The organism is Stappia sp. ES.058 (assembly GCF_900105595.1).
Taxonomy (GTDB): Bacteria; Pseudomonadota; Alphaproteobacteria; order Rhizobiales; family Stappiaceae; genus Stappia.
Genome location: NZ_LT629784.1, coordinates 865,049 through 891,351 on the forward strand (window position 1 = coordinate 865,049; position 26,303 = coordinate 891,351).

Below are 26,303 nucleotides of genomic sequence, written 5' to 3' on the forward strand. Positions count from 1 at the left end.
TCCAACAGGGGAGCTTGCAATGATTAGACTAATCCAAGGTTGTGATCGGTTGCGTCATATGTACGAGATCGATCGGATGCACACCATTCGAGCTGAAGTGTTCCATCGTCGTTTGCGCTGGGACGTACACGTGGACGACGGGTGGGAAATCGACGAGTTCGACAGTCAGAACCCGCTCTACATGATCTCCATCGATCCCGATACCGGCGACGTCAGAGGCAGTGTTCGGTTGCTGCCGACGACGGGGCCAAATATGTTGCGCGACGTCTTTTCGGATCTGCTTCCGCAGGATCTTCAGATTGCGGATCCGTTGATCTGGGAAAGCTCGCGCTTCTCGATCGATCCGGAATACGCCTGCAAGGCCAGGAGCGCCGGTCCCATAAATGAAGTGACGGCCGAACTTCTTCTCGGAATGGCGGAAGTCGGAACATTGATCCGTCTTCGTCAGATTGTCTCGGTTTATGATGCGACGATGGCGCGACTTTTTCAGCGGGCGCGTTGCAAGGCCGAGACGATCGGAACTCCGATGCGGTTCGGTCGGGTGATGACCTACGCGGGACTGTTCAAAACAGACGACGCGATGATCGACGGGCTGCGGGAGGCAAGCGGGATCACCGAGAGCGTTCTCGAAAAGACAGTCCCCACCGACCCGCTCTATGCGCTCGTTGCGTGAAGAAAAAGGGCCATTGTTGGCATCAGAGGGTGCCGTACGAGTACGAGGCGGCACTCTCTCTAGGCAGCTGATCTGCAATGGTAAAGACAGGAGCAAGAGGTGACTTCTAAAGATCAAAATGGTTGGACAGAAGATCAGGTCACTGAGGCCCTGCGAACCTTTGAGCAGAATGACCCGGCCCTGTATGAAATTACAATTATCTGCACTCCCAGTCGGGAGGCGATGATCTTTACGCTCGTGTCCCAAGGGTATTTGTCGTGGGATAGTCGTTCCGACCCGAGTTCATAGAGTTTCTGTCGGGATAACTGTCGGGATGACCGTTTTTGCATTTCTGGTCTGACAATAAGCTATTGAAAAGATTGGTCGGAGTGGCAGGATTTGAACCTGCGACCCCCTCGTCCCGAACGAGGTGCGCTACCAGGCTGCGCTACACTCCGATAGTGCGTGCAAAGGCGATTTTCCGTCCCGGGATGGCGGCGTCTCTCTGCAACGTCGCGGGTTAATATCACCACGCCCGCGCCTTCGCAACCCTGTCTTCCCACGGAAAACGATTGCGGCTGTGGATGACCATGCCGGCAGGACGAAAGGGCGACCGTCTTCCTTTTCATCCGGCCAAACATGTGGAGAGAACGCAATGCCCGCTCGAGGCGATGCTTGCGTGTCTCAAAGGGGCTGGTTATACACGTCGTCGCGCGTTGGGGCGTAGCCAAGTGGTAAGGCAGCGGCTTTTGGTGCCGCCATTCGCAGGTTCGAATCCTGCCGCCCCAGCCATCCAGTCCGCGAGCGAATGTGCCGGTTTGGCGGTTTCCGGATTTCTTCCGAAATTTCCGTCGGTTATGAGTGATTGCTTGGGACGGAGGTAGCTTTTGTCGTGTCTTTCCGCGGCGAATCCCGGCCTATTCCTCGCAAAGGCTCCAGAGAGCACTTGCCGTATCATGGTCGCAGGTAATGGAGTGGTGCGGAATTTTCGCGACCGCGCACCATCGCCGCTGCACCTTCGAATGACATGGCAGTGCTGCGACCGGCTTGCGCTTATGTGACATCATCGCCTGCAGAAATACGCGACCGCTTTGACGATGTCCTCATCGAGCAACAAGTCGCGTTGCTCGGCCCAATCGAGCGGCTGATCTCGACCACGTTGCGGCCCTCGCGGCGCGCAATTTCGGCAAGGCTCGGGACCCGGCCCGAGAGGAGGTCCTTAGACCACCGATGTCCAGCGGCATCGAAGACGCGCCCCATCAGCGAGGAGGCGTTCTTGCCGGTGGGAATGGATGCCGCATCGGTGCTGCTCCTCAAACGCCGATTTCGCGCAACAAGGCATTGCTGAACTTCCTCCCAAAGCGCCTCCGCGATGATTGGCGCATGCGTGGCCGGATAGTTGTTGCCCTTGTGCGTGATCTTCCCGCGATAGACCTGGTTCCTGAGGATTAGATGCAGCGCGCCGCGGCTCATCGCGACATCGCCCCGCGCGCGCCCGTTGCCAAACCGCATCGAACGTATCGGCCTCGACCTCTTGCGCCTGGCCGCGGGTCGCGAGAAAGGCGGGGCATCGCTGAAGGGCCGCACCGCGCGCCTTGATGCTGTCTGGGACGGGGAGGATGCGTCCGCTGTGCAGCAGTGCTCAAGATCACCATCGGAAAGCGCCGGGTCTTGTGAGGCTGCGTCTTCGTTGGCATCGGAAGTGACTCCTGTGCTGGCGCCAAACCCATTCCGGCGCTGCCATCAGCCAAAGCACCGTCAAACCCGGGCAGGAACGCCGCTGGTCGAACACCCGAACCGGCCGTTCGAAGGTCGTTCCCTCCGTGTGGCGATGTATGTCCGGTACATTGGGGCTACGGCGTGGCTTCGGGAGTACAGGCGATGGCGAGGATGGCGTCGACGGTCTGCTGCCTGATCTCCTCCTGCGCAGGGTCCTCGAATAGCTCGCCGCCGAAGATGGCCGAGAACGTCGGGCGATTGGAGACGTTGAAGAAGCTGGCGGCGCTGATCTGCCAGTGCAGGGCGACCGGGTCGAGGGCGGCGTGGAACACACCCGCTTCCTGCCCGCGGCGGCAGATCCGGGCAAGCTTGTCGATCGCGGCGAAGTTCATGTCGCGGATCACCTTGGAGGCGGCGAGGTTCTCGGCGTTGTGGATGTTTTCGATCATCACCATCCGAATGAAGTCCGGGTTCGCCCGGTGGTGGTCGAAGGTAAAGGCGACAAGGCGGGCCAGCGCCTCACGCGGTGGCAGGTGGTCAAGATCGAGCGAGGCCTCGCCGTCCCGCACCTTGAAATAGGCGGCCTCGAGGGCCCGGGTATAGAGTCCCAGCTTGTCCCCGAAGTAGTAATAGATCATTCGCTTGGAGGTCTGCGTGCGCGAGGCGATCGTGTCGACCCGCGCCCCGGACAGCCCGTTGGTGGCGAATTCCGACAGCGCCACCGTGAGGATGTCCTGCTTTACCGCCTCCGGATTCTGCGTCCAGCCGCGCCGCTCTGCATCTGTCGTCATCGCCATGTCCCATTTTTACCAAAGCTGTATCAGAAACAAAATGATCCAGTCAGTACACTTTGGCTTGACGAATTGAACCATTTGGAACATTTTGCCCTTGATGTGTGGAGGGGAGGCCACCGAACGAATGAATACAGACCCTGCTGCAGAGACGACGCTGGTGCGGACCGGTTCATTGCGCATGGGCCTGATCGGCCGGGGAATCCAGCTGTCGCGCACGCCGGCCATGCACGAGGCGGAGGCCGCGGCACAGGGACTGACGTGCCGATACGACCTTATCGACACGGACGCAGGGACTACAGACGAGCTTTCCGACATTCTCGCGTGGGCCGAGGACGAGGACTTTGCCGGGCTGAACGTAACCTATCCCTACAAACAGGCGGTGATCCCGCATTTGCACCACCTGTCCGACGCGGCGCGGCGGGTGGGGGCGGTCAATACCGTCGTTTTCCGAGGTGGCGAGCGGTTCGGTCACAACACCGATTTCTGGGGCTTTGGAGAGAACCTGCGCACCGGCCTGGCGGGCGCGCCCTTGGACGACGTGCTCCTGATCGGCGCCGGGGGCGCAGGCGGGGCTCTGGCCCATGCGCTGAATGACATGGCCGTAGGCCGGATCCGCATCGCCGATACCCGCGACGGCGCCGCAGCAGCTCTCGCACATGATGTCGGACCCCGTGCCGAGCCGGTGGGCGATCTCGCCGGGGCCGCCGCCAGCGCAACGGGCATCGTGAATGCCACGCCTGTCGGCATGGCCAAGCTGCCCGGCACGCCGATCGATACTGGCTTGCTTGAGCCGCGCCACTGGGTGGCCGACATCATATATTTCCCGCTGGAAACCGAACTTCTGAGGTGCGCGCGCGCCCTGGGCTGCCGGACCCTTGATGGCGAGGGCATGGCGGTACTCCAGGCCGTCCGGGCGTTCCAGCTCTTCACGGGTCGGCCAGCCGAGCAAAGCCGGATGCGCGCCACCTTCCGCCTTCTGGGGGAGGAAGCAGCGCCATGAAGACAGGCATCGCTACCGTCTCCATCTCGGGCAACCTCGAGGAAAAAATCGTGGCCATCGCCGCCGCCGGCTTCGACGGGATCGAGATATTCGAGCAGGATTTCATCGCCGATATCCGCAGCCCCAAGGCCGTCGGACAGCGCATCCGGGATGCCGGGCTAGAGGTTATGCTGTTCCAGCCCTTCCGCGACTTCGAGGGGTTGCCGGGCGCGCTCCGGGCCAAGGCCTTCGACCGGGCCGAGCGAAAATTCGACGTGATGCAGGAACTGGGTTGCGGCCTGGTCTTGGTCTGTTCCTCGGTTCATCCCGAAGCGCTCGGTGGGATCGACCGGGCGGCGGCGGACTTCGCGGAACTGGGCGAGCGGGCGGCGGCGCGCGGCCTGCGTGTCGGCTACGAAGCGCTGGCCTGGGGGCGCCATGTGAACGATCACCGCGACGCCTGGGAGATCGTCCGCCGGGCCGATCATCCGAACCTGGGCCTCGTCCTCGACAGTTTCCATACCCTTGCCCGCGGCATAGACCCCGAGACCATCCGGCGGATCCCCGGCGACCGAATCTTCTTTGTCCAGCTGGCCGATGCGCCGGCCATCGACATGGACCTCCTGTACTGGTCCCGTCACTTCCGCAACATGCCGGGAGAGGGCGACCTCCGCGTGACCGAATTCACGCGGGCTGTGATGGCGACGGGCTATTCAGGGCCGATCAGCCTGGAGATATTCAACGACCAGTTCCGCGGCGGCTCTCCGGGAACCATCGCGCAGGATGGCTACCGCTCGATTGTCGCACTTATGGACGACGTGCGACGGATCGAGCCCGAGGCGGTGCCGTTCCTGCCGCACTTGCCCGTGCCGGCCACGGTCCGGGACACGGCCTTTATCGAGTTCGCCGCCCAGGGCGATGATCTCGTGGCGCTCCAGAGGTTGCTGGACAGCCTCGGGTTTCGCCGGGCGGGGCGACATGTCTCGAAGGCGGTATGGCTCTGGCAGCAGGGCGATATCCGGATTGTCCTGAACGCCGAGACCGAGGGTCACGCGGGGGCCTCCTGGAGCGCGCGCGGCACCACGATCTGCGATATAGGGCTCTACGTTGGCTCAGCTCCGGACACGGTTACCCGAGCGACGGCGTTGGGCGCAAAGCTCTTCTCGCAGCCGCTCGGCTCCGGAGAGGTCCCGATCCCGGCAATCCGGGGGCTCGGCGGGAGCGTGATGCATTTCATCGACGACGGCGCCCTCTCGGAGCTTTGGGACGTGGAGTTTCTGCCCGAGGACGAGGCCGCCACGGGCGTCGGTCTGACCCGGGTCGATCACATCGCCCAGACGATGACTTACGATGAGATGCTTTCCTGGTCGCTGTTTTACACCACGCTTTTCGACATGGCGAAGGCGCCGATGGTGGATGTGATCGATCCGGACGGGCTGGTGCGGAGCCGGGCCATCGCAACGCCTGAGGGCAATTTCCGGATTACGCTCAATGGTGCCGAAACTCACCGAACGCTGGCCGGCTCGTTCCTCGCCGAGGGCTTTGGCGGGTCAGTGCAGCACCTCGCCCTGGCCACCGATGACATATTCGCCACCGCCGTGGCCCTGCGCGCCACGGGGTTCTCAGCGCTGCCGCTCTCGCCGAACTACTTTGACGACCTTGCCGCCCGTTTCGATTTGGCCCCGGAAGTTCTGGCGCGTTTGCGGAAGGAGAACATCCTCTACGACGCTGACGGGAACGGAGAATTCTACCAGCTCTACTCGCAGCCCTTCGCAGGGCAACTCTTCATCGAGATCGTTCAACGGCGCGGCGGGTACGCGGGCTATGGGGCACCGAATGCGCCCTTCCGGATCGCCGCGCAGAAACGACTTCAGAGACCGAAAGGAATGCCAGCCGCATAATAATCGATTGAAAACTTAGGAAAAAAACTTCCATCATACAAAAACAAAAACGCCAACGAACATCGGTGGACATCTCTAAGGGAGGAAACCAATGACACACCTGACCCGCCGGACCGCGATTGCGGTCGCACTGGCCGCCACCACGGCCTTCATCCTGCCGGGCGCTGCCCTGGCCCAGGACCTGCCGACACTCCGGCTCTCTTCTGTCGTCTCGGAGAACGACATCCGTGCCGAGGCCTTCGCTGAGATCGCCGAAGCTGTCTCGGACACCTTCGACATGCAGGTTTTCAACGGCGCAACGCTGGTTGCTCAGGGGTCCGAGATGACCTCGATCCAGCGCGGCAATCTGGAGATGGGTCTCGTTGCGCCGCAGACCATTGCCGAGCAAATTCCGGAATGGTCCATCGTGACGTCGGCCTACCTCTTCAGCGACGCGGCCCATCTGTCTGCGACCTTCGACAGCGACGTCGGTGAGGAGCTCAAGGGCATGGCCGCCGACGTGGGCATCCACATCCTCGCCCCGGTCTACTTCGGCACGCGGCAGGTGAACCTGGCGCCGGAGATCGAGGTAAAGACGCCCGAGGATCTGAAAGGCATCACCATGCGGATGCCCGGCGGCGACGCCTGGCAGTTTTTGGGCGAAGCGATCGGCGCGAACCCGACCCCGCTGGCCTACGCAGAGGTCTACACCGCGCTCCAGACCGGCGCGATCGACGGGCAGGACAATCCGCTGCCGAACGACTACAACATGAAGTTCTACGAGGTAACGAGCCAGATCGTCCTGACCGGACACCTCGTCGGCTTCGACGTTCTGGCAATCTCCAAGGAGCTCTGGGACGGCTTCACCCCCGAGCAGCAGGAGGCCCTGCAGTCTGCCGTGGACAAGGCCATCGCCACCTCCACCCAGCGGCACCTCGACCGCGAGGCCGAACTGGTCCAGTTTTTCAAGGACGAGGGCCTCCGGGTCTACACGCCTGACCGGACCGCCTTCCGCGACTACGCTCAGCAGAAATACCTTGAGTCCGAGTTCGCTGCGAGCTGGCCCGAAGGAATGGTCAACCGGATCAACGCGATCGCCAAGTAAGGTGACCTGTCTGATCCGCGCCGGGCTTGCCCCTCGCGGCGAGCCCGGCGCACAGGGGTTTTATCCATGTCCTCCTCGACCTCACGACCGATCCGCATCCTGCGCGGCGTCGCCGACGCGGTGCCGGCGACCCTGCTGGCCGTCATGTTCGTCTGCTTCATCATTCAGGTCTTTATGCGCTACGTGATCGACAGCCCCGTCGGCTGGACTGTCGAGGTTTGCGTCATTGCCTGGCTATGGATCCTGCTCTGGGGACAGTCGGTTTCGGCCGATGAACCGGATGAGATCCGCTTCGACATCCTCTACGGCAGCGTCTCGCCTGGTGTTCGGCGCTGGTTCCGGATGACCTTTTCGGTCTTGCTGGTCGCCATCTACGCCTGGTCGCTGCCGGCGCTCTGGGATTTCGTGACTTTCATGAAAATCCAGGAGACCTCCTACCTCGATATACCGTTCAGCTGGGTCTATTCTATTGCGCTGATCTTCTCGGTCGTGTCGATCCTGCGGTACTCCTGGATCTTCTGGGGTTCCGCTAGCTGGCGGGACGCCGGCGTCAGCTCGGTCGAGGACCTTGGCCGCGGGGATTTTTCGGAATGAGCTGGGAATTCGGTGTCGCCGTCTCCCTCATTGTCTCCCTCGCCATCATCGGCCTGCCCATCGGGCACGCCATGCTGGCCTCCTCGGTCTTCTACCTGCTGCTGCAGGGGCAGGACATGTCCATCGCCTTTGAGCAGATGCTGACAGGGCTCTACGGATCCTACGTTCTTTTGGCGATTCCGCTCTTTATCTTCGCCGCCGACCTGATGAACGTGGGCTCGCTGTCGGACAAGTTGCTGGACTTTTGCCGCGCCTTCGTGGGCCGGTTCCGGGGCGGGCTGGGGCACGTCAACGTGGTCTCTTCGCTGATTTTCTCCGGCATGTCCGGCTCGGCCATCGCGGATGCGGTCGGCATGGGCCGGATCATCATCAACCTGATGACCAAGGATGGGAAGTATCCCCCCGCCTATGCTGGCGCGATCACCGCTGCCTCGGCGATCATCGGACCGATCATCCCGCCGTCGATCCCCATGGTGCTCTATGCTCTGGTCTCGGACACATCGATCGGGTTCCTGTTCCTCGGCGGCGTGACGCCTGGCCTGGTGCTTGGCATCATGCTGATGGCAATGAACGCCTGGCAGGCCCGCATCCATGGTTACCCGGTGGAAGAGTCGGTGCCCCTGCGAGAGTTGCCCCGCGTGACCCTTCGCGCCGTCCCGGCCTTGCTTATGCCCGTGATCCTGCTTGTCGGCATTTACGGCGGCGTGACGACCCCGACCGAGGCGGCTGCGCTCGCAGCGCTCTACGCCTTTCTTGTCTCCACTGTCCTCTACCGCTCCGTCAGCCTGCGCATGGCCTACAAGACCGTCCGCAACTCGGCCAAGTCGACCGCCGCCGTCGGTTTTCTGATCGCCGGGGCGCTGGCCTTCAACTACGTGGTAACTGTCGAGCAGGTCCCCAACGTGATCCGCGACGCGCTGGGCGACACCGAACTGACGTGGGTCACCTTCCTGCTGCTCGTCAACCTGATCCTGCTGCTTCTGGGCTGCCTCCTGGAAGCGAATGCAATCCTGCTGGTCATCGTGCCGATCTTCCTGCCCACGGCGATTTCTCTCGGTATCGACCCGGTGCATTTCGGTGTGATCGTTGTGGTCAACACGATGATCGGGCTGGCAACGCCGCCCTATGGGCTGTTGCTCTTCGTGGTGACCTCGATCACCCGCTCGCCGATCCGCGAGACGATCCGCCACCTTCTGCCCTTTCTCGCGATCATGATCGCGGGGCTCGTCATCATCACCTTCCTGCCGGACCTCGTGCTCTGGCTACCGCGGCTGTACGGCTACGGTGGGTAATCCTTTGGAGACTAGACATGACTGATACGATCCTCATCATCAACGGGCCCAACCTCGATATGCTGGGCACCCGCCAGCCCGAGGTCTACGGCCATGACACGCTTGCCGACGTGGAGGCGCTGTGCCAGCGGACAGCCGAGGACGAGGGCGTCGCCATCGACTTTCGTCAGAGCGACAGCGAGACCGAGATCATGAGCTGGATCAAGCAGGGGCGCGGCGTGACGGCGGGTCTGATCCTGAATCCCGCCGGCTTCACCTCGACCTCAATCGCGATTCTCGACGCGCTGCTGATCTACGACCTGCCAATTATCGAGGTGCATATATCGCCGCTGTTCCGTCGCGACGAGTTCCGGCAGCTCTCCTACCCCTCCAAGGCCGCCTCGGCCAAGATCGAGGGCTGCGGCATCCGGGGTTACGAATTCGCGCTGCGCAAACTGGCCGAATGGGCGCGGGGTTGACCCTGCTGCTCAACCGAAGCCGTCTTCCTCAAGGATGTGATCGACACCGGATCGAATGTGGTGGGTCAGCAGGTCGAACTGTCGCGTCAGTCTTTCGCTCGATCATGAGGTCCCGGAGATCCGCGTGCTGCTTGGACACCGGCTTGCCCCGGAAACCGAGCGTTAACTGTGGAAACTATGAAGGCTGTTCACCCGGGGCTGGTCGAGCGGTGATGATTGGAAGGATCGAAGAGACCGGCTGGCCGGTGGCCCGGGCGGAGGCAGCGTTTGGGGGATCTCGACGCACTGCCAATCGGCGTCAGGACCGGGCCAAGTAGAAATTCGTCACTTCCAACCAGAAAGGCGATCAGAAATAATAGGATGGTCTGGAGTGTCATGTCCGGGGTCTTCCCTTTCGTTGCTACGGTACGAAAGGGTGCTTTCAAAGCTCTCGATCCGGTCGAGCGTCGCACCGCGCCGGGTCTGCAGGTCAAGGATCAGGCGGTCGATCTGAGCAAGCTTGTGCTGCAGATCGGCAAGGCCCGCTTCACAGGCCCCGGCACCTTCGTCGGTCAGGCATGGCGCCATAGCCAGCCCCCCCCCCGCGTCGAGAAGCCGGTCGCGATCATGTCGCGGATCCGGCCCGCTTTCCTCAAATCGCCAGGGCTATACCTGCGATACCCGTTGGCATCTCGCGACGGTTTGAGCAGGCCCACCTGCTCGTAGTGTCGCAGAATGCGCGCGCTAAGCTTGAGGGACGTCGCCGCTTCCTTGATTTGCATCGTCAGCTCCCTTTCCCAGACAGCGCTAGAACATTGACACTAACGTCAATGTCCAGGTGGTTTACCAGTCGGTCTTGGGCTGAAAGAACCGGCCGTGGCAGCGTGACTCAAACGAAATGGCCTCCGGCAAACCCGGTGCGGTTCTATCGTCCAGGGTCCGGCCGGGATTTGGGGAGCGGATTTGGGAGGCAAGGTCAGGGCTGATCGACGGTGAACTGAATGGTCAGCGGTCGCGCCGCTCGGAAACGGCTTGTCCGGCCGCCCATCCCGAGGACCAGGCCCATTGAAAATTATAGCCTCCCAGCCAGCCGGTCACATCGACTGCCTCGCCTATGGCATAGAGGCCCGGAATGGTCTTCGCTTCCATTGTGCGCGAGGACAGCGCCTCGGTTGAAATGCCGCCGGCCGTCACTTCGGCCTTGGCGAACCCTTCGGTGCCCGTTGGGTGGAATGCCAGATGCTGCAGGGCTTCGGCGGCGCGCTCAAGGTCCGCATCCGAACTGTTTCCCAACTCTCGTTTCAATCCGATATGCGCTGAGAGAACCTCGGCCAAACGGTTCGGAAGGTGTTCGCTCAAGACAGACCGCAGCCGGACGCGAGGCGACCTCAGCCGCGCTTCGCTCAGAATCTCCGTGGCATTCCCGATCAGCTCCAGCACGATTGGCGTGCCGGGCGTCCAGTATGAGGACGCTTGAAGAATTGCCGGCCCCGACAGCCCGCGATGCGTGAAAAGGGCGGCTTCAGAGAAGGTGGTGTGCCCGACATGCGCCGTTACCGGGCAGGACACGCCGGAAATCTCCCGGAACGCCTGTGCGTCGGGACCCAGCGTCAGCGGAACGAGCGCGGGCCTCGGCGGGACCACGGGCAATCCGAACCGCTGGGCGATCTGGTAGGCGACGCCGGTGGCGCCCATCTTCGGAATTGAAGGGCCGCCGGTGGCGATGACCAGGGAGGGCGCGGTCGCTCCGGCAACGCGAAACACGCCATCGCCATGACCGATCTCGCCGATCTGCGTCGAAAGACGGATCTCGACGCCCCCGCGCGCGCATTCCTCCAGTAGCATCGCCACGACCTGCCGGGCAGAGCCATCGCAGAACAACTGTCCCAACGTCTTTTCATGCCACGCGATGCGGTAGCGTTCGACGAGCGCAAGGAAATCCCATTGGGTGTAACGAGCGAGCGCGGATTTCGCGAAATGCAGGTTCTCGGACAGGAAGCGATCCGGGCTCGTTTCCATGTTGGTGAAGTTGCATCTGCCTCCGCCGGAAATCAGGATTTTCTTGCCCGCCTTGTCCGCATGATCGAGCAAGAGCACGCGCGACCCGGCCTGTCCCGCTGTTGCTGCCGCCATCAGGCCGGCAGCTCCGGCACCAAGAACAATCACATCAAATGTCATTTCCGTCCTCTGCGATCCTCTGTCGGACAGAAACCGCTATTCGCGAAAGGCCCATGCGAGTGCGCGTCATTGCATTCCGATCCCGTCGAGTGTCACCTCGATCCCATCCGCGTGCCACGCGGTTTCGGACAACGGCAATCGTGTTTCGCCATTCTCCACGGCATGTCGGGATCAAACACCTAGGGTTAGGACCTGTTGCTATGACTGCGATGGTCGGAGCGGATGTGTGCGGATACGAGGAGCAAGCCCGCAGGAAGGCTGGAGCCTATAAAGGGATTGCGACATGGTATTCCGTGCGGATCCGCCCGATCCGAAGGATGCTCGAGCTGACGTCGACCTGCGGCGTCAAAGCCCTCGGCCGGGGGAACGGTCCCGCTCTTCGGGCTTTTCCTTGCATCTCTCGTCATCTCGAACGCCATTTCAGTCATAGCAACAGGTCCTGACCCTAAGTCCTCTCGTCTTCGGTCTCTTTTCCGCTTCCCGGCTCGTTGTAGTTGGTGGGATCGTAGTCATCTGGATCGTACCCGTCCTGGTCCTCGTCGATGCCTGTCACATGCGTCGTTCCGGTTTCTTCGTCGTAGACAAGCCCGTATTTCGCCCGCCCCTCGGACTTGTAGCGTCTGTATTCATGGAAACCTGAATAGAGGAACACCACTAGGAAGGGGACCAGGATCAGGAGGGCTAGCAGTTGGGGTTCCATGGAGATGCTCCCTTGCGGGGTGAGTGTTTCGGGCGCAGGTCACCGGGGATCGCGCATGCAGCTCGCCGTCGGGCCGCCGCTTCCGTCCGCGGCGACTGGCTTGGCGCTCTGCTTTTCAACGAAATGCCCCAAGTGGCGAGAAGAGTGACGCGAATGTGGTCGGCAAGAGCGCGTCGATCAAGCGCAGTGAGCCATGAGGCTCGTCCCCGGTCAGGACCTGTTGAGTTGACTGCGATGGTCGGAGCGGATGTGTGCGGATACGAAGAGCAGGCCCGCAGGAAGGCCGAGGCCTTTCAAGGGATTGCGATATGGTATTCCGTGCGGATCCGCCCGATCCGAAGGACGGCCGAGCTGACGTCGACCTGCGGCGTAAAAGCCCTCTACCGGGGGAACAGTCCTGCTCTTTGGGCTTTTCCTTGCATCTCTCGTCATCTCGAACGCCATTTCAGTCATAGTGACAGACCCATCCTGAAAAAAACAGACGCTCTTGCAACCTTTCGAATTGGTCAAAGTGGGTTTGTTCCGGGGGGGGGGCGCCGCACCTTGGGCAAAGGCCGGGGTCGGCCCGAAAGGTCATACCATCAGCCCGGGCGAACGGTCGTTGGACTGCGTTGCGCATGGCCAGGGAGCAATCGGGCTGACGCTTCACGCCGCGTCCTCGTCTTCTTCAGCCAGCCTGCATATTCGCGCTTGATGCGTGTCGCGACTCATTTCAGTCTTTGAATGTGCGAGTTGAGCCTTGCCGCAAGCATTTTCCCATATGCTGGATTTTGCCACCCAAAGCGTGGTCGTCGGGTAGCGCATGGTTGCACCTATGTAAATTTACATAGTTCGAATTGTTATTCCTCAAATTTTGCCTGCATTTCATGCGGATGATGTTTTCGTCTAGTCTCACCTAGCGGAAATTTCCAGATACCCTGAGTGTGAAATCGTTTCATATTCAAAAAAAGCTTTGACGTTATATAATTTGTAACCGGCTTTAACCAATTTGATGACAATAGTCAGATGAGGTAATCCGATGTCGGTATCAGTTGGTGGTGGGTCTGAAGTGCGTGTCGCCTTTGCGCGTGTCGACGAGGCGGCCAAGCTATGTCTTCAGGCACTCTGGCCTGTCGTGGAGCCAAGGCTCGATGGAATCCTGAACAGCTTCTATTCCCACGTCGTGCAACATCCGGAGATGGCTGCATTGGTCGGTGACCGTCAGGCGTCCCTGGAATCTGCACAAAAGAAGCACTGGAAGCGACTGTTTTCCGGGGCGTTCGACGACGAGTATGTCCAGAGCATCGACCGCATCGGACGGGCCCACAGCCGCATCGGTCTGGAGCCGCGCTGGTATATCGCCGGTTATCAGTATGTTCTCAATGAGCTTATTGCCGTTGTTATGAACAAGTACCGCTTTTCGCCAAAGAAAGCGATCCAGGCGGTGCAGGTCCTGAACAAGGCTGTCATGCTCGATCTCGACTTTGCGATCTCGACCTATCAGCAGATCCTCATGGAAGCGCAGGAGGCACAGACCCGGCATCTGAGCGATGCGGTCGACCGGTTCAAGGACACGGTCGAAACGTCGCTCCGCATGGTCGACCAGACCGCAGACCGGATGCAGGAGCAGGCCGGTACGCTTTCCGGTGTCGCCAATTCCGCGTCGCAGGAGGCCGTGTCCGCCTCTGCCGCGTCCGAGGAAACATCGGTGAGCGTTCAGACGGTCGCTTCGGCCGCGGAAGAGCTATCATCCTCGATCGAGGAGATCGGCCGCCAGATCACCGGGGCGTCGGACGTCGCGCGGCGGGCGAGTTCCGTGACTGACAATGCGTCGCAGGAAATCGGCAATCTCTCCAGCACCGCCCAGAAGATCGGCGACGTGATCGGTCTCATTCAGGCAATCGCCGAACAGACCAACCTGCTTGCCCTCAACGCAACGATCGAGGCGGCGCGCGCCGGCGAGGCCGGACGCGGGTTTGCCATCGTCGCCCAGGAGGTGAAGCAACTCGCAAGCCAGACGTCCAAGGCAACCGAAGACATTGCCAATCAGGTGGCCGAGGTGCAGGCGGCGACAACGCGCGCGGTTGATACGATCGGCACGATTTCCTCCACCGTCGGCGAGATCGACACTTTGACGGCCGCCATCGCTGCGGCCATCGAGGAACAGGGTGCGGCCACGCGCGAGATTTCGATGAATGTCCAGCACGCTGCCGAGGGCACGATGACGCTGACGCGCAATGTGTCCGGGGTGAACGATGCAATCGACAAGACCGAACATGCGGCGGAGGACTTCCTCGTTGTCTCCGGCAGTCTGCGGACCCAGTCGACGGAAATCGCGGAGCAGATCCGGGGCTTTTTCGTGGAAATCCGGGAAGGACCGCTGGAGCGCCGCAACGGGCACGATCCGAACTATCAGGGGCCGGAACGCCGGGCCGAAGCCAGAAAACAGACCGCCGCCTGACGGTCTTTGACAGGCCGACGGTTGTCGCAAAAACCAACGGAGCGCCGCAGTCCGTGCGACGCTCCTTTTTGCATGGTCGGACGCCGTCCCGCGGCGCGCGTGACCGATTATTCCGCCGCTTGCGTCTGCATTGCGGCAAGCGACGTCACCTGCGCCGCGCAATACTTGAACTCCGGGATCTTGCCGTAAGGGTCGAGCTCGGCGTTGGTCAGCCGGTTGGCCGGCGCCTCGAAGAAACAGAACGGTACGAAGACCATGCCGTCGGCCACATCGCGGTCGGCGCGCAGGGTTGCGGTGATCGCGCCCCGGCGGGTTGTGACCGTCACGGCGGTTCCCGCGATGAGGCCACGCGCGTTGATCTCGCGCGGGTTCATTGCCGCGACCGGTTCCGGCTCCAGCGCATCGAGTGTGGAGGAGCGCCGCGTCATCGCGCCGGTGTGCCAGTGTTCCAGCATGCGTCCCGTCGTGAGCACCAGCGGATAGGTGTCGTCGGGGATCTCGTCAGGCGGAACGAGGTCGGCGGGCACGAGGCGTCCGCGTCGCGAGGCCGTCGGGAAACCTTGAGCGAAAATGATCTCGGCGCCGGGCTGGTCCTCGTGGGCGGCCGGATAGGTCACGCAGCCCTCGCGCGCGATGCGTTCGAAGGAAATGTTGTTGAGCGACGGCATCAGCGCCCGCATCTCCTCATAAACCTCGCCGATATGTGCGTAGGACCAGTCGAGCCCGATGCGGCGGGCGATTTCGGCGATCAGTTCCCAGTCCTGACGCGCCGCGCCGGGAAGGGGAACCACGGGGCGACCAAGCTGAACCTGTCGGTTGGTATTGGTATAGGTGCCAAGCTTTTCCGCATGCGCGGAGGCTGGCAGCACCACATCCGCGTGCCAGGCCGTTTCGGTGAGGAAGATGTCCTGAACCACCAGATGGTCGAGTTTTGCAAGGGCGGCGCGCGCGTGGATCTGGTCGGGATCCGACATCGCGGGGTTCTCGCCCATGATGTACATGCCGCGAATGCCGCCGGCATGGATCGCATCCATGATCTCGACGACCGTCAGCCCGCGGGCGGGATCGAGCGTGCGTCCCCAGGCGTCTTCATAGGCACCTCGAATATCCGCGTTTTCCACCGACTTGTAGTCGGGAAAGAACATCGGGATGAGACCGGCATCCGAGGCGCCCTGCACGTTGTTCTGTCCGCGCAAGGGGTGAAGGCCGGTGCCCGGCCGCCCGATCTGGCCGGTCGTCAGCGCCAGCGCGATCAGGCAGCGGGCGTTGTCCGTCCCGTGGACATGCTGCGATACGCCCATGCCCCAGAAGATGATCGATCGCTCGCTCGTCGCATAGACGCGCGCGACGTCGCGAAGCGTGTCCGCGTCGATGCCGCACACGCTTGCCATTGCTTCCGGCGAGAAGTCGCGGACCTTTTCCTTGAGCGCCTCGAAGCCGTCGACGTGGTTCGCCACATAGTCGGCGTCATAAAGGTTTTCGGAAATGATGACGTGCAAGAGCGCGTTGAGCATCGCGACGTCGCTGCCCGGCGTGAAGCGCAGCGCGTGCGAGGCATGGCGCATCAGGTCCTGGCCGCGCGGGTCCATGACGATGAGCTTTGCGCCACGCTTGGCGGCCTGCTTGAGGTAGGTGGCGGCAACGGGATGGTTCTGCGTCGGTCTTGCACCGATGACGATGATGCAGTCGGCATCTTCTGCTGCGCGGAACGGCGCGGAGACGGCGCCGGAGCCGACACCTTCCATCAAGGCGGCCACAGAAGAGGCATGGCACAACCGTGTGCAGTGATCGATATTGTTGGTGCCGAAGCCCTGCCGCACGAGTTTCTGGAACAGATAGGCCTCCTCGTTCGACCCCTTGGCCGAGCCGAAACCGGCAAGTGCTGCACCGCCCATCGTGTCGCGGATATCGGCGAGGCCGCCGGCCGCGCGCTCCAGCGCCTCTTCCCAGGTCGCCTCGCGGAAGACGTCGAAGGGGTTGGCCGGGTCGAGCATCGCGTCGCCGGCCTTGGGCGCGTCGTCGCGGCGCACAAGCGGTTTGGTCAACCGGTGAGGGTGGCGGATATAGTCGTGGCCGAAGCGGCCCTTGACGCACAGGCGGTTTTCATTTGCCGCGCCATTTCGCCCGTCGATCTTGATGATTGTGTCGTCCTTGACGTGCACCTTGGTCTGGCAGCCGACCCCGCAGAAGGGACACAGCGTGTCGACGGTGCGCTCGGCCTTGAGAACCGTGTGGCGAGCGGCTTCGTCCATGACGCTCTTTTCCTGCAGCGCGCCGGTCGGGCAGGCCTGCACGCATTCGCCGCAGGCAACACAGGTGGAGGCGCCCATCGGGTCGCTGAGATCGAAGATCGGGCGGGCCTCGCCGCCGCGATAGCCCATGCCGATCACATCGTTCACCTGCACTTCGCGGCACGCGCGTTCGCACAGGCCACAGGCGATGCAGGCGTCGAGATTGACGGCAATCGCGGCATGGGAGGTATCCCAGCGCGCCTCGCGGGTGGGGGCGGTATCCCCGGTGTAGCGGCTTTCATAACGTGAGCGCTCGACGCCAACGGCCTGCGACCAGATCCAGAAATCCGCGTCGCGATCCGGTGCGTCGTCGCGCGCCGGCATGTCGCTTACCAGCAGTTCGAACACCATTTCGCGCGCCTTGGTAGCGCGCTCGGATGCGGTCTTCACGACCTGGCCCTCGGCAGGCGTGCGAATGCAGGAGGCGGCAAGTGTGCGCTCGCCCTCGATCTCGACCATGCAGGCGCGGCAATTGCCGTCGGAGCGATAGCCGGTCGCCTCCTTGTGGCACAGGTGCGGGATCGAGGCGCCGACGCGCTTGGCGACCTGCCAGATGGTCTCGCCCGCCGCTGCCTCGACCTCGTGTCCGTCGAGGGTGAAGGTGATAGGGTCAGTCATCGTCCGGGCCTTTCGCAAGCTTGTCCAGGCTCTCGCCATCCCATCGCAAGTAGCGTTTGTCGGGCTCCACGGCTCCCAGCCGCCGGTAGAGCCGGATCGCAGCCTCGTTGTCGGCATCGACGCTCAGGTCCATCCGGGGCGCGCCGCGTGCGCGGGCTTCGGCGGCGCAGGCGCGAAGAAGCGCTTCCCCGACGCCGCGGCCGCGGGCATGGCTGGAGACGAAGACGTCCTTGACGAAATAGGCGGGATTGGCGCGCCCGGCAGGAAACAGCGGCGACATGGTCGCATGGCCGAGAAGCGTGTTGCCATCCTCCGCCACGAGAAACACCAGATCGCCGTAGCGCGCGAAGCCGTCCGACAGGCGCTGTGTCACCAGATCGGGGTCGGTGTCCGATCCATAGTGATGCTCCAACTCGCTCACCAGGGCGGTGAGCCGCTCGAGATCCGCCTGTGTGGCCGGACGCACGATCATGTCGCGCTCTCCTGCGCGAAGAATTTCAGCACGGAGCGCATCGGATTGCTCGCGGCCTGTCCAAGTCCGCAGATCGAGGCGTCGCGCATCACCTGTTCCAGATCGCCGAGGCGATCCTGGTCCCAGTCGCCGCGCTCCAGCATGGCAACCATCTTCTCCGTCCCGGTCCGGCACGGCGTGCATTGTCCGCAGCTCTCGTGCTTGAAGAAGCGCAGCAGGTTGAGCGCCACGGCTTTCATGTCGTCCTGATCGGAGAGGATCACCACCGCATGCGAGCCGATGAAGCCGCCATGCGGCTCGAAGGTTCCGAAATCCATCGGCAGGTCGGCCATGGACGCTGGGAAGATGCCGCCCGATGCGCCGCCGGGCAGGAAGCCCGCGAGCGTATGACCGTCGGCCATGCCGCCGCAGGCCTCGATGATCTCGTGGATGGTGCTTCCGGTCGGCAGGATCGCGACGCCCGGATTGCGCACCCGGCCGGAGACGGAAAATGACCTGAGGCCCGAATGGTCGTCCTTGCCGTGGCCGGCGAAGCGCTCCGCGCCATGCTCGAGAATGTCGCGCACCCAGTAGAGCGTCTCGATGTTGTGGTTCAGGGTCGGGCGACCGAAGAGACCCTTTTCCGCGATATAGGGCGGACGATGACGGGGAAGACCGCGCTTGCCCTCGATCGATTCCAGCATGGCGCTTTCCTCGCCACAGATATAGGCGCCGGCGCCGCGCCGCAGCTCGATGGGGGCGTGATCGCAAAGGCCCGTTGCGGCAAGGGCATCGAGTTCCTGCCGCAGCACCTCAAGGACGCCGGGATATTCGTCGCGCATGTAGAGATAGATGCGCTCCGCTCCCACGGCCCATGCGGCGATCAGCGCGCCCTCCAGCATTCGGTGCGGATCCTGTTCCAGGAAGATCCTGTCCTTGAAGGTGCCAGGTTCGCCCTCGTCGCCGTTGATGGTCATCAGGCGCGGGCCTGCAAAGGAGCGCACGATGTCCCATTTGCGTCCGGCCGGGAAACCGGCGCCGCCAAGTCCGCGCAGCCCCGCATCGGAGAGCGTGGCGATCAGGTCTTCGGGCTTGTGCCGGTCCGCAAGACACGCTTCCAGCAGTGCGTAGCCGCCTTTCGCGCGGTATCCGTCGAGACGCAGGCCCTCGACCGGGCGGGCCGACGTTTCATGCCGTTCGGCGGCGGCCAGGAGGCCATCGGCTGTGGCGTTGCCGATTTCATTGCGTCCGAGTTGGGCGGCGGGCGCTTCCGAGCACCGCCCCTGACAGGCTGCCCGCACGACGCGGATCTCGCGCGGATCGGCACGTGTCTCCAGTTCGGCGATGAGTTGTTCCGCGCCTGCCATCATGCACGACAGGCTGTCGCAGACCCGGATCGTCAAAGGCGGCAGCTCCGCTCCGTCGGTCACGATGTCGAAATGGTGGTAGAAGCTTGCGACCTCGAAGACCTCTGCCTCCGACAGGCGCATTTCGTGCGAGAGCGCTTTCAGGTGCGCGGCTGTCAGCCCGCCGAATTCGTCCTGCAGCAGGTGAAGGTGCTCGATCAGCAGGTCGCGGCGTCTCGGGGCATCTCCCAGAAGCCGGCGCACATCGTCGAGCGCCGCGTCGTCGAGGGGGCGCCCCTTGAGCCGCCCGCCCTTTCCGCGGCCGTTTCGACCGGTGCCGGCCCTGACAGGCTGCGGTTCGCGACGTCCTCCGAGCATGGCCGCCCGCTCCCTCTCGTTTGCAACATGAGGAGTGGCAAGGAATTCGGATGCGAATTCAAATCGCGATTGGCAATCGCGTGATCATGTCAGGTTATCAATCGATTGTGGCGCCTGAAGGCATGCCCGCCAGAGGGCCGATGTCAGCGGCAACTGCAGGTTCCGGCGCGGGGCGACCAGCCCGATGACCGGCTGCACGCGCATGGCCTCCAACTCGCGAACGCCAAGGGCATCCGTCTTGAGCTCGTCGACGATCATCCGGGGCAGGATGGCCACCACAGGCGATGTCGCACGGCCCGCGCGTCCGAAGATGGACAGGAAACTGTTGGCCTCGAACACAACCTGCGGCGTGGCACCGGCATCCGAAAAGGCTTTGTCGAGGATGCGCCGGTTCTGCATGTCGGGCGTCAGGAGGGCGAGTGGCCAGTCCGCCGCCTGTCTCCAGCTTGACGGTGTCGCGGTTTCCCCCAGCAGGTCGCGCGATCCGACCAGGCAATAGCTCTCCAGTTGAAGTGCCAGTGTGTCGACGTTGTGCAGCGGCTCGTTGTTCAGATAGGTGATGCCGGCGTCGATGGAATAATCGAGCAGCCCGGCCTCGATCATTCGTGACGACAGGCTGGTGCAGACGATGTCCACGCCCGGATGCTCCCGGGCAAGCGTTGCCGCCAGCCGCCCGGCAAGAGGCGTGGCGCTCGGGATCACCCCGATCCTGAGCCGTCCGGAGAGCGCGCCGCCGCCTGTTACATCCTGTCGGAGGCCGTCGAGGTCAGCGAGGACGCGGCGTGCGCGTGTGAGCACCCTCTCGCCCGCCTCGGTAAAACCCAGGAAGCGCTGTCCGCGCTGGACGAGCGGCGTTTCGAGCGCTTCTTCCATGCGTCGGATCCGCGTTGACAGGGCCGGCTGCGACATGTTGCAGGCCTGCGCGGCGCGCGCGAAATGGCGCTCGGTCGCGAGCGAAACGAGTACGCGCAAATCGGCAACGTCGATCGGTGGCAGGCTGCTCACTCGGTGCCTCTCGGTTTTCTCAGCCGATTCAATAGTGTTTTGTCGCCGCCAGGGAAAGAAAAACAAGGTCGTCGAGAGGCGCGCGGACCGGTTCGGATCGGGGTTGCCGGCATTAAGAAAAATCGCCCGCCCGCACGATGCGGACGGGCGATGAACATTTTAAAAAACCTGCAAGTATGACTATGTCAATTTCCTGTGCCGCCAGGCCAATAAATGCGACGCCTCCGCGCCGTGGAAATTCAGGGGCCGGAAAGTCGTTTGGCTTTCGCGATCAGCCAATGACACGTCCATCCGGCCGAGATTAAAAATCGAGCGCCGCCCGATCTTGTCCGCAAGCACCGCCGACTGCGTGCGAACCGGCTTTGTTTCTGCGCGCGCCGATCATGGCAGCGGCACGGTCGGGCGGCACTGCTTGCCCCAAAAGCGGGCCGGGTTGAGGCCAACCCGGCCCAGTTGGGTCACGTTCGAACCAGCAGGCAAAAGGTCGCTGCGGCTCGCATGTGACTTGTGGCGCTTCGCAGCGGACTGCGGGGCGAACCGCAGCCCTTTGATACGACTGTGCAAACGCCCCAAGGCCACCCCTTGAAACACCTGGACGTTTGCCCCATCCCGTCGTCGGAGGCGGTCCGTCCGTCAATCTTCCGCGATGTGCCGGGACCGGAGATCTGAGTGACAATCCGGTCGGCACGTCGACGTCATGAGTCTGCGGGTGCCGCGATCAGACAGAGTGGGAAAACCACTTACACCCCGGCACAACCCTTCGTTACAATCATGAAAACGCAACCGGCGTTATATGTCCGTGATTTTGAATCGCTGCCGGCCAATGCAAGGCGCGGCCCGTCAATTTCCCCAGGGCCCATCAGGCGTTGCGTGACGGTTTGAGAGGCTGCCTCCGGTCGCTGCAACCGGTAGAGTGCCGGACTGGTGGCCGATGCCGTTTGCGGGGTCGGACATGGCCCTGAAATGCCGGCATCGTGCCATTGCCGCACGGATGCAACCGGCGCCGGTTTCGAATTCGGCAAGGCGGATGCCGGTGCGCCCGCGTTTTCTCGCGGGTCCGGCGGGCGCGGATAACCGCGAATGGTTGTATTGGTTCGAGAATTGCGCAACCATTGAAAAACAAGCCAAAAAGCGTGATTGAGGCAAAACGCGCGAAGGTGGCGACAGTGCGACGGGGCCGAGGCGACTGTGGACAACATTGGCGACAACGGTAAGGCGGAGGCCGACATGCGGGCATCCGGCCCGCGGTCGGTGTTGCGTGGCTTCGTGCTCGGTGTTCCGCGGTTCGAAGTGGACGGAGAACCCGTCATCTTCCGCTCGCGCAAGGCGGAGGGGCTGCTTGCGCGGCTCTGTCTGACGCCGGGCGGACGCCTGTTGCGCGAGACCGCCGCCAATCTGTTTTGGCAAGACAGTTCCGATCATCATGCGCGCTCGTCCCTGCGCCAGACGCTGCTGATCCTGAGGCGGGTTCTGGAATCTGCCGGATTCCACGGGCTGGGTGGCGACAAGCTCAATATCACGCTCGATCTCGAGCGGGTGCGCACCGATATTCAGGACTTGTTCGCGGTCGAGGGGAAAGTGCCGCGCCGCCTGATCGACGAGAAGCGGTTGTCGGAGCGCCTCATTGAGGGTGGGGAGACGCTGTCCGAGCCGTTCACCACCTGGCTTCGGGTATGTCGTCAGCAGTTCCACGACCAGTTGCGGGGGGTTCTGGAGCCGAGGATCGGGCTCGCTGGCGATGACTGGCAGGGCATCGAGGATTCCGCATGTGCGTTGTTGAATCTCGATCCGACGCACGAGCCGGCCTGTCGGGCTTTCATCGCGGCGCGTGCGGCAAGGGGAGACTATACCTCCGCACTGCGGGCCTATGAGGAACTGTGGAACCTGTTGGAGGAGGAATTCGACACACAGCCAGCCCGTGAAACCCAGAACCTGATCGTCAACATCAAACTGGGGCATTTTACTGACTGGTTGAGTGACGAACGCGCACGTATTGCAGCGGAGTCCTCCGGCATCTCAGCTCCCCGGCGCCCGGCGGACTCAGCGCTGGGCGGCGCGACCCTCGATGAAGTGTTCGCGGCCTCGGACCTGCCGCCGTCGCCCTTCGAGCCGATGCTGCCTGCCGCGCATGCGCCACCGGTGATCGTTGTCGACCCGGTCATGCATGTGACGCTTTCCGAGGAGGACACGCGGCTCGCACGGGTTTTTCGTCACGATCTCATTTCCCGGCTCGTCCGCTTCCGGGAATGGTCGGTTGCCGACGGCTTGACCGAGGATCTGTCGCAATCGCGATCGCCACTCTACCGGGTGGCGATCAGTGCGATGCTGTCCGGTCGCATGCTGTCCTATTCGGTCACGGTCATGAATTTCCGCACCAACGCCTATGTGTGGGGCCGCAACTCGGAACTCGATATCGACGAGCTTTTCGCCCGGCAGCCCGGGTTGGTCGCGGAAATCGCGCTCGCCATGAACGTGAGCATTTCCGCCGAACGACTGGCGAACATGTCACGGATACCGGACGTTTCGGTCGAGGATTGCGACCGGCTGCTCGTCGCCCAGCGTCTGCACTACACGTGGCGGATGGAGAACTCCGACCGCGCTGAACAGATCGTCTCGGGCATCATCGAGGAGAACCCGGGTTTCGGGCCGGCCTACTCGAGCCTTGCGCAGATCCTCAACACAAGGCACATCATTTTCCCCGGTCAGGGGTTGCAGGACAAGGACCTCGACCGCGCCGCCGGACTGGCGCGTGTCGCGCTGTCGATCGACCCGTTCGATCCGCGCGCGCATCTCAGTTCCGCCTGGACGGCCGCGCTGCAGCGCCGCTTTGCCCAGGCCGAAGCGCATCATCGCCAGGCACTGGCCCTGAACGACAATGATCCCTGGACGTCCCTGTCCGGGGCGCACGGCCTTGCGTATTTCGGTCACGCGGCCGAGGCCGCGCGGATTGCGAACACGTTGCGCGACAGTGGGCTTTTGACCTCGCCGCTGCACTGGAGCTATTTCGTCGGAATCATGTTCCTGAGTGGAGACCACGCTGCGGCCATCAACGCGTTCCGATATCTGGAGGGCGGCTATCTTGGCGTCGAGGTCTGGTATGTCGCGGCGCTTGCGTTGACCGGGCAGGAAATCGAGGCGCGCATGCAACGTATCCATCTGGAGGAGCGGGTGCGGGAACGCTGGGTTCGTCCCGAGCCACCGACCCCAGCGCAAATCGCGCGATGGATCGGCAGTTGTTTTCCGATCAGTGACCGGGCCACATGGGATATGTTGTGCGACGGGTTGTTGCGTGCCGGAATGACCCTGCCGGTCGATCTCGCCCCGCAGTGAAGCAGGCGGCGGGCGCGACAATGATCGCGGGAGGTCAACTCCGGCGCACCGATGTCGTGTCGGGGATATTGATCCGGTCAGAGTACCGGAAATGCCTGTCGTGCGCCGGACCCATCGGCAGGCGGCGACGGCCGGTAACGCAATCGTGTAACGCATTCGAGTGGGCCGGTTTCCGGCCGCATCGACCCGGAAGGCGCCGGAGCGCGGTGCCGCACTCCGGACAGGAAGTGCGTGTCGATTTTAATCCGTCATGCAATCTGAGATAATCAATTGCTTGCGATAGTTGATGATTTCGTTATTTCAGGTTGTGTGGATTGGGAGCTGTCGCGACTGGCCGGCTTGCCGTGATCGATCCGTGATCCCGATCGGCGAGGTGTAACCGTCTGGCGTGCGGCCTCGAGACTGCCGCGATCGGACGGATATGTCTGTTACGGTTTCACATTCCAGGAGCACTGACACAAACTGCAGGTTTCCCAACGCCACCCGATCGCCTAGTCTGGTTTTCATTGGCGTTTCGGAAACCGCAGCACAACGCGGCAACATTCTGCTGACCACGGAGCGTGACGCCAGAGCGAAGACCAGGGGTGGTTGATTGCGCGGATGACAGGGAATTCACCCATGGTCCTCCTGGTGGAGGACACGCGTGCGCTGGCGGAAACCTATCAGGCGTATCTCGCCCCGCAGGGTTGGAACGTGCAGGCGGTCGAGACCGCCGCCGCGGCGAAAGCTGCCGTCGAGCGGGCGGCGCCGGCTGTCGTCGTTGTCGACGTCAATCTTCCCGATGGAAACGGTCTGGACCTTTTGCGCTGGATAAAGGCGCGTCAAGTCCCGTGCGAGGTGGTTGTGGTGACCGGCACCGCTTCGATCAACATGGCGGTGGAGGCCATGCGCGAGGGCGCATTCGACTTCGTGATGAAGCCGTTTTCCGCCGATCGGCTGCGTGTCACCCTTCGCAATGCGATCGACCGGCAGATGCTCACCAATCGCCTTGAGGCGCTGGGCGAGGAGATGGAGGGGGAACGTTTCGAAGGGATGATCGGACGCTCCTTCGCCATGCAGACGGTCTATCGCATCCTGCGCAACGCGGCCCCGACCAACGCCACCGTATTCATTACCGGCGAAAGCGGGACGGGAAAGGAGCTGTGCGCGCATGCGCTTCATTCCCTCAGCCGCCGGGCCATGGGGCCGCTGATCTCGATAAATTGCGCGGCAATTCCCTCCGGCATGTTGGAGAGCGAGATATTCGGCCATTCCAGGGGCGCCTTTACCGGCGCTCTGTCGGATCGGCTCGGGGCCGTCCTTTCGGCCGATGGCGGAACGCTTTTTCTCGACGAGGTTTGCGAGATGGATCTCGACCTACAGTCGAAGATGCTGCGCGTGCTGCAGGAAAAGACCGTTCAGCGGGTCGGCGAAGACACGCCCCAGCCGGTTGACGTGCGCATTGTCTGCGCGACCAACCGCGATCCCGAAGAAGAGGTCGCCGCAGGGCGGTTCCGCGAAGATCTTTACTATCGCCTGCACGTCGTTCCGGTCGAGCTCCCGGCCCTTCGCGAGCGCGACGGCGACGTGCTGCTGATTGCGCGGGAGTTTCTTGAGATGTATTCGCGCGAAGACGGCAAGCGGTTTCGTGGCTTCACGCGGGCATGCGAGGACGCCCTGCTTGCCTATTCCTGGCCCGGCAATATCCGGCAGCTTCAAAACACCGTTCGTCGGGCCGTGGTGTTGAACGATGCGGAGTTCATGGATGCCGACATGCTCCCGTTGCCGAAGCCGGTGCAACCGTCTTGTGCTGCGCACCCCCCTTCGCAGACCGAGAGGACCCCGGATGTCGGGAGTGTCCCGCCGGCCGATGCATATCTGGCGCCGATCGCGTCGGAGGTTGACGCGCAAGGCGACGACTCTGTCGCGGGCGGAGAGATAGATCCGCTCGAAACCGTGATCCGGACCACGATCGAGCGGGCGATCGCGCTTTGCGACGGCAACATTCCGCGCGCCGCCAATTCCCTGAAGGTCAGCCCGTCAACGTTGTACCGGCGTGTCCAGATGTGGAACCAGGACGGACCCGACGACGGCAAGGACGGGTCGGGGGGCTGACGCCGGGTCTGCACCCGGAA

Annotated in this window: 21 protein-coding genes and 2 tRNA genes; 12 read left to right on the top strand and 11 right to left on the bottom strand. The window is 62.8% G+C overall.

Annotated elements, in window-relative coordinates:
- Positions 1-58: 58 nt before the first annotated feature.
- Positions 59-673 carry an acyl-homoserine-lactone synthase gene (locus BLU32_RS04140; RefSeq protein ID WP_256371437.1) on the top strand — a complete coding sequence of 205 codons (615 nt, stop codon included), beginning with the start codon at positions 59-61 and terminating at the stop codon, positions 671-673.
- 360 nt (positions 674-1,033) lie between these two features.
- On the opposite strand, the gene BLU32_RS04145 is transcribed toward BLU32_RS04140, so the two are convergent.
- A tRNA-Pro gene (locus BLU32_RS04145) sits at positions 1,034-1,110 on the bottom strand.
- A gap of 259 nt (positions 1,111-1,369) precedes the next feature.
- Here BLU32_RS04145 and BLU32_RS04150 point away from each other — a divergent pair.
- Positions 1,370-1,444 (top strand) — tRNA-Gln (locus BLU32_RS04150).
- Between the two features lie 261 nt (positions 1,445-1,705).
- Here BLU32_RS04150 and BLU32_RS04155 read toward each other — a convergent pair.
- The gene (locus tag BLU32_RS04155) at positions 1,706-2,125 is read right to left on the bottom strand and encodes a recombinase family protein (RefSeq protein WP_157727495.1); all 420 of its coding nucleotides are present in this window, start codon (positions 2,123-2,125) and stop codon (positions 1,706-1,708) included.
- Positions 2,126-2,505: 380 nt separating this feature from the next.
- A complete protein-coding gene (locus tag BLU32_RS04160) occupies positions 2,506-3,162 on the bottom strand; it encodes a TetR/AcrR family transcriptional regulator (RefSeq protein WP_093810555.1) in 657 nt (218 codons plus the stop codon).
- 127 nt (positions 3,163-3,289) lie between these two features.
- On the opposite strand from BLU32_RS04160, the gene BLU32_RS04165 reads away from it, so the two are divergent.
- From BLU32_RS04165 to BLU32_RS04190, 6 genes are all read left to right on the top strand, one after another.
- A complete protein-coding gene (locus BLU32_RS04165; protein WP_197673694.1) occupies positions 3,290-4,165 on the top strand; it encodes a shikimate dehydrogenase in 876 nt (291 codons plus the stop codon).
- Positions 4,162-6,045, top strand: a complete 1,884-nt coding sequence (locus BLU32_RS04170) for a bifunctional sugar phosphate isomerase/epimerase/4-hydroxyphenylpyruvate dioxygenase family protein (RefSeq protein ID WP_093805125.1) — start codon at positions 4,162-4,164, stop codon at positions 6,043-6,045. Before BLU32_RS04165 ends, BLU32_RS04170 begins: the two co-directional genes overlap by 4 nt.
- Before the next feature lie 91 nt (positions 6,046-6,136).
- Positions 6,137-7,129 (top strand): TRAP transporter substrate-binding protein DctP, encoded by a 993-nt coding sequence (dctP, locus tag BLU32_RS04175; protein WP_093805126.1) that lies wholly within the window; start codon positions 6,137-6,139, stop codon positions 7,127-7,129.
- Between the two features lie 66 nt (positions 7,130-7,195).
- Positions 7,196-7,723, top strand: a complete 528-nt coding sequence (locus BLU32_RS04180) for a TRAP transporter small permease (RefSeq protein ID WP_093805127.1) — start codon at positions 7,196-7,198, stop codon at positions 7,721-7,723.
- Positions 7,720-9,015, top strand: a complete 1,296-nt coding sequence (locus BLU32_RS04185) for a TRAP transporter large permease (protein WP_093805128.1) — start codon at positions 7,720-7,722, stop codon at positions 9,013-9,015. The genes BLU32_RS04180 and BLU32_RS04185 overlap by 4 nt, the downstream gene beginning before the upstream one ends.
- Before the next feature lie 17 nt (positions 9,016-9,032).
- Entirely contained in the window at positions 9,033-9,473 is a 441-nt protein-coding gene (locus BLU32_RS04190; protein WP_093805129.1) for a type II 3-dehydroquinate dehydratase, read from the top strand.
- A 324-nt stretch (positions 9,474-9,797) separates the two neighbouring features.
- Here the strand turns inward: BLU32_RS04190 and BLU32_RS04195 are convergent, their stop codons facing one another.
- The 4 genes from BLU32_RS04195 to BLU32_RS04210 all read right to left on the bottom strand — a co-directional run bounded on the left by BLU32_RS04195 (position 9,798) and on the right by BLU32_RS04210 (position 12,330).
- Positions 9,798-10,040 carry a hypothetical protein gene (locus BLU32_RS04195; protein ID WP_093805130.1) on the bottom strand — a complete coding sequence of 81 codons (243 nt, stop codon included), beginning with the start codon at positions 10,038-10,040 and terminating at the stop codon, positions 9,798-9,800.
- Positions 10,025-10,234, bottom strand: a complete 210-nt coding sequence (locus tag BLU32_RS22515) for a MerR family transcriptional regulator (protein WP_093805131.1) — start codon at positions 10,232-10,234, stop codon at positions 10,025-10,027. Before BLU32_RS22515 ends, BLU32_RS04195 begins: the two co-directional genes overlap by 16 nt.
- A gap of 223 nt (positions 10,235-10,457) precedes the next feature.
- Positions 10,458-11,630, bottom strand: coding sequence for an NAD(P)/FAD-dependent oxidoreductase (locus BLU32_RS04205; RefSeq protein ID WP_093805132.1), 1,173 nt, complete (start codon positions 11,628-11,630; stop codon positions 10,458-10,460).
- A gap of 445 nt (positions 11,631-12,075) precedes the next feature.
- Positions 12,076-12,330 (bottom strand): hypothetical protein, encoded by a 255-nt coding sequence (locus BLU32_RS04210; protein WP_093805133.1) that lies wholly within the window; start codon positions 12,328-12,330, stop codon positions 12,076-12,078.
- Between the two features lie 1,018 nt (positions 12,331-13,348).
- Between BLU32_RS04210 and BLU32_RS04215 the strand changes: the two genes are divergently transcribed.
- Positions 13,349-14,770, top strand: coding sequence for a globin-coupled sensor protein (locus BLU32_RS04215; RefSeq protein ID WP_093805134.1), 1,422 nt, complete (start codon positions 13,349-13,351; stop codon positions 14,768-14,770).
- Between the two features lie 107 nt (positions 14,771-14,877).
- Here the strand turns inward: BLU32_RS04215 and fdhF are convergent, their stop codons facing one another.
- The 4 genes from fdhF to BLU32_RS04235 form a co-directional block, all read right to left on the bottom strand.
- Positions 14,878-17,679: a formate dehydrogenase subunit alpha gene (gene fdhF, locus BLU32_RS04220; protein ID WP_093805135.1), complete on the bottom strand. Its 2,802-nt coding sequence runs from the start codon at positions 17,677-17,679 to the stop codon at positions 14,878-14,880.
- The gene (locus tag BLU32_RS04225; RefSeq protein ID WP_093805136.1) at positions 17,672-18,151 is read right to left on the bottom strand and encodes a GNAT family N-acetyltransferase; all 480 of its coding nucleotides are present in this window, start codon (positions 18,149-18,151) and stop codon (positions 17,672-17,674) included. The genes fdhF and BLU32_RS04225 overlap by 8 nt, the downstream gene beginning before the upstream one ends.
- The gene (locus BLU32_RS04230) at positions 18,148-19,854 is read right to left on the bottom strand and encodes an NADH-ubiquinone oxidoreductase-F iron-sulfur binding region domain-containing protein (RefSeq protein ID WP_093805137.1); all 1,707 of its coding nucleotides are present in this window, start codon (positions 19,852-19,854) and stop codon (positions 18,148-18,150) included. Before BLU32_RS04230 ends, BLU32_RS04225 begins: the two co-directional genes overlap by 4 nt.
- A gap of 84 nt (positions 19,855-19,938) precedes the next feature.
- Complete coding sequence (locus BLU32_RS04235) at positions 19,939-20,859, bottom strand: LysR family transcriptional regulator (RefSeq protein WP_157727496.1); 921 nt, start codon at positions 20,857-20,859, stop codon at positions 19,939-19,941.
- A 952-nt stretch (positions 20,860-21,811) separates the two neighbouring features.
- On the opposite strand from BLU32_RS04235, the gene BLU32_RS04240 reads away from it, so the two are divergent.
- The 3 genes from BLU32_RS04240 to BLU32_RS04250 all read left to right on the top strand — a co-directional run bounded on the left by BLU32_RS04240 (position 21,812) and on the right by BLU32_RS04250 (position 26,283).
- A complete protein-coding gene (locus tag BLU32_RS04240) occupies positions 21,812-22,000 on the top strand; it encodes a hypothetical protein (protein ID WP_157727497.1) in 189 nt (62 codons plus the stop codon).
- 47 nt (positions 22,001-22,047) lie between these two features.
- Positions 22,048-24,189 (top strand): BTAD domain-containing putative transcriptional regulator, encoded by a 2,142-nt coding sequence (locus BLU32_RS04245; RefSeq protein ID WP_093805140.1) that lies wholly within the window; start codon positions 22,048-22,050, stop codon positions 24,187-24,189.
- A gap of 618 nt (positions 24,190-24,807) precedes the next feature.
- The gene (locus BLU32_RS04250) at positions 24,808-26,283 is read left to right on the top strand and encodes a sigma-54 dependent transcriptional regulator (RefSeq protein ID WP_197673695.1); all 1,476 of its coding nucleotides are present in this window, start codon (positions 24,808-24,810) and stop codon (positions 26,281-26,283) included.
- Positions 26,284-26,303: the final 20 nt, after the last annotated feature.